The sequence below is a fragment of the Candidatus Hydrogenedentota bacterium genome, from assembly GCA_018005585.1.
In the GTDB taxonomy this organism is placed as follows: domain Bacteria; phylum Hydrogenedentota; class Hydrogenedentia; order Hydrogenedentales; family JAGMZX01; genus JAGMZX01.
Genome location: JAGMZX010000150.1, coordinates 1 through 14,073, shown reverse-complemented (window position 1 = coordinate 14,073; position 14,073 = coordinate 1). Strand labels below are relative to the sequence as shown.

Sequence of the window (14,073 nt, the reverse complement as noted above, 5' to 3'; positions counted from 1 at the left end):
ATGCGCGCGTCGCGGATGGCACCGGGAGTCTCGCCCTCTCCGCGAACGGACACGCCAACCGACAACAGACTGTCGCCGCCGTCGATTACGACGTGCTGGAGCTGGGCGCCGACAGCCTGCATGCTGACCAGCACGCCCAGCGCGGCCTGCAGCGGCGGGAATGACACGCGACAGTCCTGCAATGTGCTTCTTTCGCCCATCTCGATCACGACGTGACGCGCGTCAGCGGCATCATAGTGCTGGATTTCCGTCTCGTTGCTGCCCGCGCCCGCGAGCATCAGGCCGCCGGGCAGGACAACGGACTCCTGATACAAGCCCGCTCCGACATGAATCGTGCGCGTGTTCCCGAATGACCGGGCCACTGCAACGGCACGGCCAATCGTGAGGAAAGGCGCATCCTCAGTCCCGGGATTGGCGTCATCGCCATCCATCGCGACGAAAAACTCGCGCACGGGGTCTTCCGCATCCGCCGGGTCCGTGTCCAAAGCAAATTCGCGCGCGTTGTCGAGCCCGTCATCGTCCAGGTCCCCCGCGCCATCCGACGGGTCGCTCGGATCAAGCCCGAAATCCACTTCCCAGTCATCCTCCATCCAGTCCCCGTCCCAATCGAAGAATTCCGCGGCCCCTATGTCGAATCCGGCGCCGGATGGCCGCGGCAGGCCGCGGTAGTCTGTGTCCACTCCCTCCACATCCGTGCCCATGTCAATCAACGGGGAATCCGGCCGCGGCCGGAAGTCGCCGTTGTCTGGGTCGCGGTAGCCCGGCGCCACGTCGATATTCCCCTCTCCAGGATAGCCGCCTTCCACATTCGAAAAGACGACATCCGCCGGTTGCACGCTGAGATTCAGCACCGAGGCGGGCGCGTTCCCCCAGAAATCAGAATTGACCGCCACAATACTGCCGCCATTGCTCACGACCGCGGCGGAATCGCTCTTCGCGGTGTTCTTCCAGACCGTGCAATGGTGCAGCTCGACCAGCGCCAGCGTGAACACCGCACCGCCTGCGCGCGTCGTACGATTGTCCCGGAAGATTGCGTTGCGCAATCGGACCGTACCGCTCCAGTTCGCCACGGCGCCCCCATCCGTCTCCGCAAGATTGCCCGTAAAACGCGTGCGGTCGCATTCCGCTATCCCGCCAAAATTGGTCCAGAGCGCACCCCCGTCACGGCTCAGTGCGCGGTTTTGCTCGAATACGCAATCGGCAAGGGCAATCGCACCTTCATACAGGGCCAATCCCCCGCCCATGAACGCGTAATTCTCGCGAAATGTGCAGTCCTGATACCTCGTCTCCCCTTCGTCGTAGATGGCCCCGCCATAGCTGCTCGCGCCGTTGTTGCGGAAGACCACTCGCTCGAAAAGCACCGTGCCGCCGACGACGTGAGCCGCGGCGCCGCCCAGTACGCCTTCGTTCCCCTCGAACACGCAATCCACCACAGTCATCGATACGCCAGCGATCAGCAGTCCGCCCCCGTAGTTGCCCGCCGCGCCGCCCGCGTTTGCACGACCGCCCCGAATGGTGAAACCGTCCAGCCGGGTCTCGTTCGCTGCCAGCACGACGTGTCGCGCCGGCTCGCCCAGCCGCGAGGCGGCCCCATCAATAACGGTGACGTTAGTTACGGCGTCGCGTTCGTCGCGCGCGGTTTCGCCGCCCGCAAAGCCGCCGTAGAGCGCCACGCCTTCGCTCAAGGTCAGTGCTCCATCCAGAGCACTGCGCGTCTCGCCGTAGCCGCCCGCCACGACCCAGAGTTCATCGCCCGGCAGCGCCACATCGACCGCTGCCTGCAGCGTCGCGTACGCGGTGACCCAGCTCAGGCCATCCTCTATCCCGGAAACGTTGCGGGCATCCACGCGGATTACTGCCGCATCAACCCGCAGTGCACACAAACCCAGCACAAGAAACCATGCGCGCGGCCTCATTTGGCATCCTCCGTGTTTCTTCGGCCTTATCGTACCCATGTGCTCCCTCGCAGTCGAATTGCCGGGCATGCCGGATCTGGCTATGCTATAAGGGGTGCGCAAGGCAGTTGTCCGCGAATGCGAGGCGAAGCATCTGCGCGTTTTCGCCCGTGCAAGCCCCGACCGGCGGTCTTGCACGGTATCCGAATGGAGGTTGCTCTCATGCTGCTGCGTCTGGTCAGCCTGACCGTGCTTTGTTGCTGTGCCGCCGTTTCCGCGGCGTTTGCCGCGGAACTCTTCGAAATGCAGGACGACGCGCAATCGCGTTGGACCAGTTTTGAGAATCCCACCGGCGCGAAAGGCGGGGGCGGCATCTCGAACAAAGGGGCAAAGGGCGCCGCGTTCGAGCCTGTCGCTCCCGGCGAGATAAAGGTGCTGCTCGACGTACAAGGCAGCGGGACCATCCACCGCATGTGGGTGACACTGCGCAGCCGGGACCCGGAATCGCTGCGTTCCTACGTCGTCCGGATGTACTGGGACGGCGCGGAGAAGCCCGCCGTGGAAGCGCCGTTCGGGGATTTCTTCGGCGCCATTCTGGGCCGCCCGATTGCATTCCAGGGCGAACTCTTCGCAAATCCTGAGGGCCGGTCGTTCAACTGTTTCGTGCCCATGCCGTTCCGCGCGGGCGCGCGCATCACCTTCACCAATGAGTCCGTCCATCCGCTTGAACAACTTTTCTACGATGTCAACTACACGCTGAACAGCGGACAACCCGAAGAAGCGCTCTATTTCCACGCGTATTGGCATCGCGTCCGCGCGACGGGACTCGGCCAGGACTTTGAACTTCTTCCGAAAATCACGGGCCGCGGCCGCTATCTGGGCGCGCATGTGGGGGTCATCGGCGCGTCCAACGTGCTGGGCTGGTGGGGCGAAGGCGAAGTAAAGGTCTACCTCGACGGCGATACCCAGTGGCCCACCCTCGTTGGCACCGGCACGGAAGACTACATTGCCACAGCCTACGGCCAAGGCGAATTCAGCCACCGGTACAGCGGCTCGCTCGTCGTCGACAACAAGAAACGTCAATGGACCTTCTACCGCTATCATGTGCCGGACCCGGTGTTCTTCCACGAGGACGTGCGCGTGACCATCCAGCAGATGGGCGGCACCGGTAAGGACGAAGTCGTTAAGATGCTTGGGGAAGGCGTTGAAATCCAGCCCGTAACCATCAACCCGCCGGACAGCTTCGTGCGCCTGCAGGAGTTGGAACCACTTCCGGACCTGACCAAGGACCCGCTGCCAGAGGGCTGGACCAATTTCTACCGGCGCGACGACGTTTCCGCCGTGGCCTTCTTCTATCTGGACCGGCCAGAGAGCGAATTGCCCCCGATTGCGCCATTGGAAGAACGGATTGCAGGGCTACTGGGCGAGTAGCCGCGCGGCACGTGCGTCCGGTGCCCGCCCACGGGGTCATCCCCAGCCAAATTGACACCCGCCATCCCGTTCGATAGAATAAAAGACTGGAACCGGGGCGGCATAGCCAAGTGGTAAGGCGGAGGCCTGCAAAGCCTTTATACTCCGGTTCGAATCCGGATGCCGCCTCCAATACGTTCCCTTCCTCTGGTCATTTTCAAACCGTCTCACCCGTAACGCTTGTAAACAGCGCCCCAATTCTCACAAAATACCCCCGCTGCGGGCGAGTGGTGGAACAGGCATACACGGCAGACTTAAAATCTGCTGCCCGAGAGGGCTTGCGGGTTCGAATCCCGCCTCGCCCACCATCGCACCGCCGCAGCCAGGTGATTGTCTCGTCTCCACATCAGTGCGCCGCATACGCAACCGATGCGCCGTCGCCGGGTTTGGAAACGATGATGTCGCCCTTGCGGCCTGTGGCGTTTTCGTATGCCGAGAGCAGACGGGCGCCGAAGTCCGCCGCGTGCGCGGTTTCGACAAGGTTGATCGTGCATCCGCCAAAACCAGCTCCCGTCATGCGCGCGCCCAGGCAGCCAGGCAACTCGCGGGCAATCCGCGTCATGGCGTCCAGTTCGGAGCACGTAACCTCGTAATCCTCGCGCAGGCTGGCGTCCGACGCCGTCATGAACGCGCCGAGCCTGTTCAAGTCGCCTTGCCGCATTGCGGCGCAGGCGGCTTCCGTCCGGGCATTTTCCGTAATCACGTGCCGTGCGCGGCGATATGCAACTTCGCGCAGGGCGGTCCTGCACACACTCAGTTCGTTCAGGCTGAAATCGCGCAGGTGCGTGCCCTCCTTGCCTGTGACCTTGCGGAGCGCGGCCACCGCTTCGCGGCATTCGGCCACGCGCTCATTGTATTTCGACGCCGTAAGCCCGCGGGACACGCCCGTGTTGGCGACCACGAATACCGCGTTATCGCTCGTGATTGGGATAAGGTCATACGCGAAAGACCTGCAATCCAGGAACAAGGCGTGCCCCGCCCGGCCCATCCGCGAGATGAACTGGTCCATGATCCCGGTACTCAGGCCCAGAAACACGTTCTCGACGCGCTGGCCAAGCCGCGGCCCTTCCGCGCCCTCGACCTGGAAACCGCCCAGATGCTCAAAGAGCGTCAGCGCGGCCATTTCGAGCGCCGCGGAACTGCTGAGCCCACAGCCGATGGGGACGTCGCCCGAAATCAGCAGGTCCGCGCCCGCGAGCGGCAGGTCCAGTTTCGCCAGTTCATCGGCGACGCCCACGAGGTAGTCCATCCATGGCGCTTCAGGGTTGCGCACACGGCGGTCGAGCTCCGCCACCGCGTGCGCGCCGAGGTCAGCGGCGAAAGCGTTCAGCCGCCGGTCGCCCCGCCGCCGGGCGGCAATTGCGGTCACGCGTTCGAGCGCCATGGGCAACACAAACCCGTGATTATAGTCCGTATGCTCGCCGATGATGTTTACCCGCCCCGGCGCGCGCACAATCACTTCCGCATCCGACTTGAATGCGTTGCGAAACCGCTCAAGAAGACCTGCAACTGACGCATCTGACATACTGCTTATCTCCGGGTTCGAGCGTTCAAGAACGGTTCTACCGCGAGCAAGGGCCGGATTCGCCGCGCCCCTTCGCCCTTCCCGCGGAGGGTCTTCGATTGTGGCCGAACCTCGTTCAGACGACAGTCAACTCCGAATCGCGATCGAAGAAATGGATGCTGTCGAGGGCGACGTCGATGATGTGCGGCTTGCCCACTTCCGGTTCACGGTCCGTCTTGATACGGGCCGTCATGGATTGTCCGTTCAGGTCAAGGTAGAGGTACATCTCGGAGCCCATCGGCTCGACCACCTCGACCTTCGCCTGCACGCTTTGCCCGTCGATGAACTGCTGCCCGGCATTGTGATTCATGAATTCAGGCCGAATCCCGCAAACCACCCGCTTGCCCACGTATAACTTCAGCGGGCCATGTTTCGCGTCAGGAACCACCAGATTCATCAGCCCGGAGTCGTCGCGAAAACGCATCTGGCCGTTCTCCGTCAGCAGCGTCCCATCGACCATGTTCATGGGCGGGCTGCCGATAAATCCCGCCACGAACTTGTTGACGGGCCGGTGATACAGTTCGAGCGGGGTCGCAACCTGCTGAATGGCCCCGTCCAGCATGACCACGATACGGTCGCCCATCGTCATGGCCTCCACCTGGTCATGGGTGACGTAAATCATCGTGGACCGCAGACGCGTGTGCAGTTTGGAGATCTCGGCGCGCATCTGCACGCGCAGCTTCGCGTCCAGGTTCGAAAGCGGTTCATCGAACAAGAACACCTTCGGATTGCGCACGATGGCGCGCCCCACCGCCACGCGTTGCCGCTGCCCCCCAGAAAGAGCCTTAGGCTTGCGGTCCAGCAGGTCCGTGATGCCCAGAATCTCCGCGGCTTCATGCACACGCTGTTTGATCTCGGCCTTGGGATATCGGCGCAGAATCAGGCCAAACGCCATATTCTTGAAGACCGTCATGTGCGGATACAGCGCATAATTCTGGAACACCATGGCAATATCGCGATTCTTGGGCGGCACATCATTAACCAGCCTGTCGCCGATGAAAATCTCGCCGTCGGAAATCTCCTCGAGCCCGGCGATCATGCGCAGAGTCGTTGACTTCCCGCAGCCCGACGGCCCCACCAGCACGACAAACTCCTTGTCTTCAATCGTCAGGCTGGCGTTCTTCACGGCCTCGACATTGCCGGGGTAGACCTTCCGCACGTTTTTCAGTTCAACCTTTGCCATGGCCGGTCTTGCCTCCGCAATCGATTGAAAACACACTGTTTACAGCGTATTCGCCGCTATTTCCCGCTCCCTGGGGTCATCATAACGCGGCCTTCGCGAGGTAGTCAACGTCTTGGGGCGTTCCGAGGTCTTATTCCCCTTTCGCCATGTCCCGCGCGATAGCCCAATACGTCCCAGCAACAAAATACACCAGCGTCGGCACGATGAGCCAGACGCGGAACAGGGCGAAGCGGGCCTCAAATCCTTCCGCACCCGCGATACAGATCCACACCGGCCACAGAATGCAGACGGCCAGCGCTGCGAGGGCCACGAGACCGGAGACCCACGTCAGCGGCTCCTGCACGGCCTTACGCGGCTGAACGGCGCCCCCGCCCTTCGTGCGCGCGGCCCCGGTTCCGCACGCGGTCTCCTCCGCCGTCTCCGGGAATCTATCGCGCGCCCCCATGAGTGATGCAAGGACAATATACAGGACGATCGCGACCAGCGACGTCGGGATGAACAGATAGAAGAGACTCGCGCCGACCACCTTGTACAGCACCAGCGCGAAGACGAGCCCAGCAATCCAACTGATCAAGGCCGGCCAACTCATGACCAGCTTCTTTTTTTCGCACCAGAACTGGGTCAGGCCGATCTTGGGGAAGATCCAGTGCTCCGTGAACACAATCGCGCCGACGGGCACCAGGAGCAGGCCATATAGTCCCACAAAATCAAGAAGTTTCGTGAATACAAAGGGGAAACAGGCAATGACCGTGGTAATGACCCCGACAACCATCGTCACAAGCCACCGTGGCCAGCCCGGTGTCACGGCCTGCATCGCCAGACCCGCGCGGTAAAGCGTCGGGTTGGAAGTGGTCCAACCCGCGATGATAACCGCGATAATACCCGCGAAGCCCAGCGCCGTGAACGCTATCGCGCCCGGGTCAATATCGCCAATTTGCGCCTGGGATACGCTGCGCATTTCCGGCGCTTTTGCCTGCGTATCCCCGGCTGCGGAAACCTTTTCAAACGCGGCTTGAGCCATCTGGTTCTTGAGCTGAATATTCTCCCCCGCATTCTCCCTGACCGAAGGGCTGAGCGCGCCCGCGCCCGTCTGGATCATCAGAACGGTGATGGCCCCCATCATCCCGGCGAATATCCAGGCCAGATAATGGCCAATGAACATCCCGAACGCGGAATACAATCCGTACCAATGGCTCTTCGCGTAGCGAAACAGGGCCATGTCCGACAGACCGCCATGCATGGCAAGATTGCACACCCACGCAAATGCCGCCACCTCCCAGAAACTTGCTTTCGCGCTCCCGTCCGGCCGCACACCAATCCAGATCCAGTCGTTTGCAAGCGTCCAATAGTCCTGCCAGCTCCGCATCGCCCCCCCTTCCAGTTTCTGCGCCGCAAGCCAGGGCAGCATTACGATCCCTCCCGCCACGAACATCAGGATCATCCAAGGCGAACACACCTCCGCGAATTGAGCCAGGCGCTTGAATCCGAGAATAGCGAGCACAACCACGACGGAACCCACGGCAAGCACAACGAGAACAAACCGGAAATCCGTCGGATACCACTCCGTGTTGGGAGGAATATGGAACGGGATGCGGACGGCGGATGCCGAAACGGTAATCATGCAACCCGCCAGAATACAGAACAGAAACGCGTTGCAGACGTTGTAGATGGCCGTCGTGCCCGGGCCGGCGACCTTGCGCAAGTACCAGTACAGCGTTAGCCGTGTCCGCACGGCGATGGGCGCGCAGATAAAAGTCCAGGTTAACACGGCCATCAGATTGCCGATAGCCAACCCGACGAACACGTCAAACGCGCTGAATCCCCAGGCCACGAAAAGCGCGCCAATGGTGAACTCGGTACCCGCCACGTGTTCCCCCGCGAAAAGCGCCGCGAAATAACGTCCCGGCTGGAGCTTGTCCTCCGACACCGGTTCGCGCTCGAATTCGTACAACTTGTCCAGCGCCTGCACCACACTGCTTTCATGTTCGCTTGACACGGCATGCACCCTTTCACGTTGCGCTACTCTGGCTCCGGCCACGGATTCTCCCCACGCGCCGCCAAAGACCATCAAGATAGGCATGCGGCGCGCAAGAGTCAAGCCCGCTGCGGAACTCCTGCTGCGGAACTCCCCGGCAAACATGCGGACCCCGGTGCATCGCAACGCGCGGCGTCGTCCGGGCGCCGTATCTTGTTTGTGTTATACTGTTTCTGCATGAAGGATATGGGCCGGCAGTTCAGGATGCAGCTCCGTGAAAAAACAGAAAAACCCGGAAATCGCGCTCAAAGAACTTCAAGGGCGGCGCAAAGACGCCCAAGATGTCCTGGAACATATCACTGCCCTCCTGTCCAAAGCCGACTCCCGGCGGCTAGCCGACCCCGAAGGACAACGCCGCTGGAACAACGTACTGGACCGTCTGGAGCGGTCGCTGGACGAGGCCCGCGCGCGCGTTGAACGCATCGATTTCCTTGTCGGCCAAACCCAGGCCGTGCTTGACGGGCGCGATACGGCGCCCCCCTCCAGGGCCGATGAGTACCTTGACCCGCAACTCGACTCGGATTTTCAACTCTCTCAAGACCCGGGGGAGGCCATGTCGCAGGTGCTTGCTATGTCGCTTAGCGACCTGAGCAAGCTCACGATGGAACAGGTCGCCTTGCTCCACGCCCAATTGCCGGAACAAGACATCGACATCGCGTCGGCGGAAACACAACGTGCGGAAGCGCGCATTGAACTGGCCAATCAGGTGCGGCGCCGTTCCGAAACGGATGGCCAGCGCTCCTTGAGCATTACGGAACGGCGGCACCAATATATCCTGCGGGCAGCGCTTCAGAAGACACGCACAGGACGACTCAGCGACGTCACGCGCGAGGAAAAGAGACTCCTCTCCAGTTGCTACGAGATGCTCGCGCGGCGGCTTGAACCCGATGCGCGCGACGAGCGCCTGAAGAACATGCTGAGGCAGGCCTTGGACACACTGGGCATCCAACATAACTGACCCGCGGGTGTCTTCCTCTATTGCCCTCTGACGGTTGATTCTTCGGGTGATGAGTTTCCGCGCGCGGTCCACGCGATCGGAAAATCCGCGGGCAACCGGTTCACTTCAAAAAGCGCCGCGATGTATTCCTGATCCTCCCCCGCCCGCTCGGGATTGTGGAACTCCCAGACAACCTCCCCGTCCTGAGTGACCTCGAACGCGCGGCCGTTATCTGTCTCCGTAATCAGGGTATTACCGTTCGGCAAGCGCTGACATACGCCGCACGCATGCGAATAGAAAGGCTCCGCTTCCGTTCCCGCGTACGACCACACGAGCGACATGTCCGCGGGATCGAATTCGAGAATGCGTGACCGCATCGGCAAACCGCGATTGTCGAACAGAAGCAGATTCCCGTTGGCCAGTATCTGCGGATCATGCTGGCGCCGGAACGTGCCGCGCTTCGCCCAGACAATACGCTCCTGCTCCATATCCAAGACCGCTATGGCATCCAGCATCAGGAGGGAGAGCAACACGTTCCCCGCCCGGAATACGGGATTTCGCTGCGCGGCCGCGCCGTTCAGGACTTCCAGCGTGTTGGTGTGAAAAATATCCCCGTTTCCGCCCGGCGCCGCCGGGCGTAGCCCCCGAAACCTGGAATACTCCAGGGCCTGCAACACCGACACGCGCTTCTTCTCGTTTCCTTCGGCGTCAAGCACGACGACGTAGTCTTCGAGTATCGGCCTCTTCATATCCACAAAGTCCACCACATGCGCCTCACGCCCCAGAACATATATGTCTCCGTTATCTATGACTTCGATGTCGTGATGCGCATGACACGGGTTCGCCCACACCAGGCGCGAATCCTTGTCCACCTTGATGATCCCCAACCCCTCGAAAATCGCCAGCACGTCACCGTTCTCAAACAAGCACGCCCGGCGCCAATATGGAATACCGAAGTGCGAATCCTTCACCGGATAGTTGGGCCAGACTTCCCGGAACGCCTTTCTCCACGTGTGGAGCACCGTCCCCGCCATGTCCGTCAACACCGCCACCGGCGCATGCCCCGACGTGTAGAAATTCAAGCCCCGAAATGCGGGCGACGCGTCGTGCCGTGTCACGCCCCTTGATTCGCGCGCGGGCGCGGAGCCGGCCAGATAGCCGATGGCTTCCAGCTGCGCAATCTGCGCGCGTTGTTCCGCGGTAAGGGCGGCATCCGGACCCGCAGTGCGCAGCGGGCGCCACCGGCCCGAGTTCAAGGCTTCCGCCGCCGTTCCTTCCGGTTCACCTTCCCCGATGTCCCTTTCCGGGTCTACGGGATTGACGTCCCCCATTGCCGCACGAGGGCTGTCGGGCGCAACGGGCTCCGCGATATCCTGTGGTTGAGAGCATCCCGGCAAGAGCCAGACCGTGAACAGCAGACAGCCCAAGACCACGCCAGAAAGTATCCCGCGACGCACCGCATGTTCGCTATGCCCGCCCGTCATCCCAGAATCTTCCCCGCGAGGGAAATCAACTGTTCACAATCCACCGGTTTATTCAGAAAGGCTTCCGGCGGCCGCACCCCCAAGGTATGCGACACGGACAGCTCGTCGTGACGCACCCCAAGTTCATACGTATTCACGGCGCTCAGGATAATCACGGCAATGTCCCGCGTGCGGGCGTCTCCGCGCAATTCCTTGAACACGGCGAACCCATCCTTGTCCGGCAGCCTGAGGTCCAGCACGATCAAATCGGGATGTTCTCGCGCAGCGAGAATGAGGCCCAGTTCACCGTTTTCCGCCGTCATCGTCTCCCACGCATGCGCCTCGAAAACGGCCCCGACCACCTCGCGCACGTCTTGTTCATCGTCAATGATGAGGACTCTAGGCTGTACTCTCAACTCGCGATCCTCCGTGCACTGCCGCCCACTTCCGGGCCTGACCTCCTGCCTGCCCGCCTTGCGGGGATTGTTGCGTGGTCACACTCTATGCCTGGCCTCCAGCATCGCGTGCGGCCGACAGCGGGAAAAGACTGTGACGTCAGCAGCGGGAGTCGAACCGCACGGAGGGCGAATCCCGCCCGATTTTGAGCCTGGAATAGAAAGTATGCCACGGGGCGCCGCAGGGGGTCAAAACTTGAAACGTGTCGAAACGTTTCGTGTCAAGACTCTTAGCGGGAGCACTTGAGTAAAGAAGATGGTGCCGGGAGCGGGAGTCGAACCCGCACGGAGGGTGAGTCCGCCGGATTTTGAGTCCCAAAGAAGCATAGCGCACTGAGGCGCATGGCGCACCAAAAACAATAATTTCGCCAATGTTTTCAGGGGTTTTGCTGTTCACGACGGCGCAAGGCGGCACACCATGACGCACCAGAATTCTGCCCCCAAGGGGGCACAAAGTGGGACACCAGGGAGGTGCCCGGAACGACCAGGTCCTACCCCGCCCCCCGGCGTTTAACGCTTTACGGACTCCCGCTTGAGAATAAAGGCGGAATCGCGGTCCCGCCTTCCCAAGCGTACAGTCACCTGCCGCGGCTCTCGGGCTTGCTCGCCAGCATCACCCTATCCTCCAGGCAAGCAAGAATCAGTCTACAACCAAGTACGCCAGTGGACAACCTGACATTTCTAAAGAGTTTTGACAGGCGCGCCGTTCGATGATGCGGCGGACGGAAGCGGTCTGGTAGGCTTACCGAATGGGGCCAAAGGTGCGCTCCCGTTCTTTCATATGTGCGGTGGCGCTCCGGTGTGCCTGGGGAGAACATCGATGCAGCGGGTAGCCTTGCGGGCGGGCGTAGAGCATTACCGGCACCAGACGATCGTGCCGATGGTGTGTGCCGGGGATGACGTGCTGTCTCTTGGGGCGCGGCTTTTGGATGTCTGCCTTTTCGACCACGTTGTGGTTCTGGCGCAACGCGATGGTCATGACCGGCCCGATTGCCACAGTGTCGTGCGCAGGGTGCAGGAACTGGGTGCCGAAGTGGACGAGGACGGGCTGTGCCTGTTATGTTTTTCGGGACACGGCATCGAGTGGAAAGCGGATTCTGCGCCTGCGGGCGATCCGCCGCAGATGTGCCTGCTGACGGAAGAGACGAGCCTTGCGACGCCTTAAGTCAACAGCCTGAGCCTGCACGTGCTGAAGGACTTGCTGGGAAGAGTGTCTGCGCGCCAAGGCGATGCAGCTGCCATGACGGAAACCGCGGGGTCTCAGGAAGCGATTGAGGGATGGGAACAGTGCCAAAACGCCGCGCAGTCATCGTGGGAGTCAACGGACACGAAGGCTGGGACTTCATGCCGCTGAAGTATGCGGTGCAGGACGCAAGCCGGATGCACGCGCTGCTCCAGCGGATTCATGAGACCAGCCCGTTCGATGATATTGAATTGCTGCTGGACCCCTCGGACCATGCAGTCCGGCAAGCGGTTATCCGCGCCGTGAAAGGGAACAAGCCCGGGGAAGAACTGGGAGCAGGCGACCTGTTCGTCTTCTATTTTTCCGGTCATGGCAAGCGCGAGCGGGGCGGCAAATACCTGATGCTGTGTCCTCAGGCGGAACGGACGGTGCTCGAGTCGCAAGGCACGAACGGTACGGTTACGGATGCGTTCCTGAAGAACATCGTGGCGGAAGGGTCGTTCGACTGCCTTCTCGTCTATGACGCGTGCAGAAGCGTGCTTGAGGTTCCGGCGCAGGGCATAAAGGACGGGGCTCCGGCCAAGAGGCTGATGGACGGCGAGCGAAACCTGAAAGACACGGTGGCAGCGCGCAAGACCAAGGGCAAGGGCGTCTGCGCGACGGTCTATTCCTGCCGCGACGGCGAGCAGGCGTGTGAACTGGAGAAGCTGAAAGGGGGACTCTTCACCTGTTCGTTCGAGGCGGTGGTCCGGCGCCGGCTCAGCGCGGGCGACCGGGTGCTTATCGACAATGACCTCGTTCTGAAAGAAGTATTCGCGCAAATGAAGAGCTATGGAGGCGCTGAGGCACACGCGCCGGGGTTCTACTGCGAAGGCGGCGGCGGGATTGTCCTTGCGGAGGGCGCGCAGACGGAAAGCCGATTCAAGCCGGCGGCCCCGGTTTCGGGCCGGGTGGTGGTGTTGGAGCCGCCGCGCCTGCACATCACGACGCGTCCTTCGGGCGCGCGGGTTTGGGTGGATGGCAAGTTGCAGGGGGCTGCTCCGGCGGCCGTGGAACTCGATGCGGGCCAGCACGCCGTGCGCGTGGAGCAAGAAGGTTATGCGGCCTGGGGGCGCCGCATTCAGTTCGACGGGCAGGGCGACGTGTGGCTGGAAGTCGCGCTCGTGGCGCTGCCGCAGGAGCCGGAGCCGGGCGAGGTGCGGGTGTTCGAGGGGGGCGAGTTTGCGTGGATACCGGCGGGGACGTTCGAGATGGGCTCGAAGCTGAGCCCTGAGCGGGTCATCGCTACGTACGGCGGCAAGGCGGAATGGAAGCGGCTTCACGAGGATGAGCACCCGCGGCATACGGTAACGCTGACTCGGGGATTCTGGCTGGCGACGAAGGAGGTGACGGTGGGGCAGTTCCGGGCCTTCGCGGACGCGGCGGGCTACCAGACGGACGCTGAGAAAGGCGGCTCGGGATTTACGCTGAATCTGGAGACCTGTTCGTGGGGAGACACGAAGGGCGCATCGTGGCGGAATCCGGGCTGGGTTTTGGAAGACCGTCAGCCGGCGGTGCTGGTGAGCTGGAACGATGCGGTGGCGTATTGCGAGTGGCTGAGCCGGAAGACGGGTGAGACGTACCGGCTGCCCACGGAGGCGCAGTGGGAGTACGCGTGCCGCGCGGGTACGGATACGGAGTTCTGGTGGGGCGACCGGATGGAGGACGGCCGGGGCTGCCTGAACGGCGCGGACGAGACGAAGCTGCCGAACGGCAGCCAGTGGGACTACCGCTTCCCGTTTTCCGATGGGTACTGGAACGTGTCGCCGGTGGGGAGTTTCAAGGCAAACCGCTGGGGTCTGTACGACATGCACGGGAACGTATGGGAATGGTGCTCGGACTGGTTTGG

10 protein-coding genes and 2 tRNA genes are annotated in these 14,073 nt (G+C 62.0%); 6 read left to right on the top strand and 6 right to left on the bottom strand.

All coding sequences use genetic code 11. The features are described from left to right. A partial coding sequence (locus KA184_19605) for a DUF1565 domain-containing protein (protein ID MBP8131789.1) occupies positions 1-1,916 on the bottom strand: 1,916 nt, incomplete at its 3' end. 201 nt (positions 1,917-2,117) lie between these two features. Between KA184_19605 and KA184_19600 the strand changes: the two genes are divergently transcribed. The 3 genes from KA184_19600 (at position 2,118) to KA184_19590 (ending at position 3,673) form a co-directional block, all read left to right on the top strand. Beyond that, positions 2,118-3,326 (top strand): DUF2961 domain-containing protein, encoded by a 1,209-nt coding sequence (locus KA184_19600; protein MBP8131788.1) that lies wholly within the window; start codon positions 2,118-2,120, stop codon positions 3,324-3,326. A 96-nt stretch (positions 3,327-3,422) separates the two neighbouring features. Continuing rightward, positions 3,423-3,497 (top strand) — tRNA-Cys (locus KA184_19595). 89 nt (positions 3,498-3,586) lie between these two features. Next, a tRNA-Leu gene (locus KA184_19590) sits at positions 3,587-3,673 on the top strand. 38 nt (positions 3,674-3,711) lie between these two features. On the opposite strand, the gene galK is transcribed toward KA184_19590, so the two are convergent. The 3 genes from galK to KA184_19575 form a co-directional block, all read right to left on the bottom strand. Further along, positions 3,712-4,890: a galactokinase gene (gene galK / locus KA184_19585; protein MBP8131787.1), complete on the bottom strand. Its 1,179-nt coding sequence runs from the start codon at positions 4,888-4,890 to the stop codon at positions 3,712-3,714. A gap of 115 nt (positions 4,891-5,005) precedes the next feature. Beyond that, positions 5,006-6,112 carry a sn-glycerol-3-phosphate ABC transporter ATP-binding protein UgpC gene (gene ugpC, locus KA184_19580; protein ID MBP8131786.1) on the bottom strand — a complete coding sequence of 369 codons (1,107 nt, stop codon included), beginning with the start codon at positions 6,110-6,112 and terminating at the stop codon, positions 5,006-5,008. A gap of 130 nt (positions 6,113-6,242) precedes the next feature. Further along, a complete protein-coding gene (locus KA184_19575) occupies positions 6,243-8,108 on the bottom strand; it encodes a nucleoside transporter (GenBank protein MBP8131785.1) in 1,866 nt (621 codons plus the stop codon). Between the two features lie 253 nt (positions 8,109-8,361). Between KA184_19575 and KA184_19570 the strand changes: the two genes are divergently transcribed. Beyond that, the gene (locus KA184_19570; GenBank protein MBP8131784.1) at positions 8,362-9,105 is read left to right on the top strand and encodes a hypothetical protein; all 744 of its coding nucleotides are present in this window, start codon (positions 8,362-8,364) and stop codon (positions 9,103-9,105) included. Positions 9,106-9,122: 17 nt separating this feature from the next. On the opposite strand, the gene KA184_19565 is transcribed toward KA184_19570, so the two are convergent. Both KA184_19565 and KA184_19560 read right to left on the bottom strand, forming a co-directional pair. Continuing rightward, entirely contained in the window at positions 9,123-10,517 is a 1,395-nt protein-coding gene (locus tag KA184_19565) for a hypothetical protein (protein MBP8131783.1), read from the bottom strand. A 47-nt stretch (positions 10,518-10,564) separates the two neighbouring features. Beyond that, positions 10,565-10,963, bottom strand: a complete 399-nt coding sequence (locus tag KA184_19560; GenBank protein ID MBP8131782.1) for a response regulator — start codon at positions 10,961-10,963, stop codon at positions 10,565-10,567. A gap of 859 nt (positions 10,964-11,822) precedes the next feature. Here KA184_19560 and KA184_19555 point away from each other — a divergent pair. Together KA184_19555 and KA184_19550 are read left to right on the top strand one after the other, a co-directional pair. Beyond that, a complete protein-coding gene (locus tag KA184_19555) occupies positions 11,823-12,167 on the top strand; it encodes a hypothetical protein (protein ID MBP8131781.1) in 345 nt (114 codons plus the stop codon). Between the two features lie 113 nt (positions 12,168-12,280). After that, the coding region (locus tag KA184_19550; GenBank protein MBP8131780.1) for an SUMF1/EgtB/PvdO family nonheme iron enzyme at positions 12,281-14,073 on the top strand (1,793 nt) is incomplete at its 3' end.

What these genes read in the sequence shown, in the direction of transcription:
- KA184_19555 (MBP8131781.1), top strand. Translation starts at nt 11,823, where the DNA reads ATGCAGCGGGTAGCCTTGCGGGCGGGCGTAGAGCATTACCGGCACCAG.
- ugpC (MBP8131786.1), bottom strand. Translation starts at nt 6,112, where the DNA reads ATGGCAAAGGTTGAACTGAAAAACGTGCGGAAGGTCTACCCCGGCAAT.
- KA184_19600 (MBP8131788.1), top strand. Translation starts at nt 2,118, where the DNA reads ATGCTGCTGCGTCTGGTCAGCCTGACCGTGCTTTGTTGCTGTGCCGCC.
- galK (MBP8131787.1), bottom strand. Translation starts at nt 4,890, where the DNA reads ATGTCAGATGCGTCAGTTGCAGGTCTTCTTGAGCGGTTTCGCAACGCA.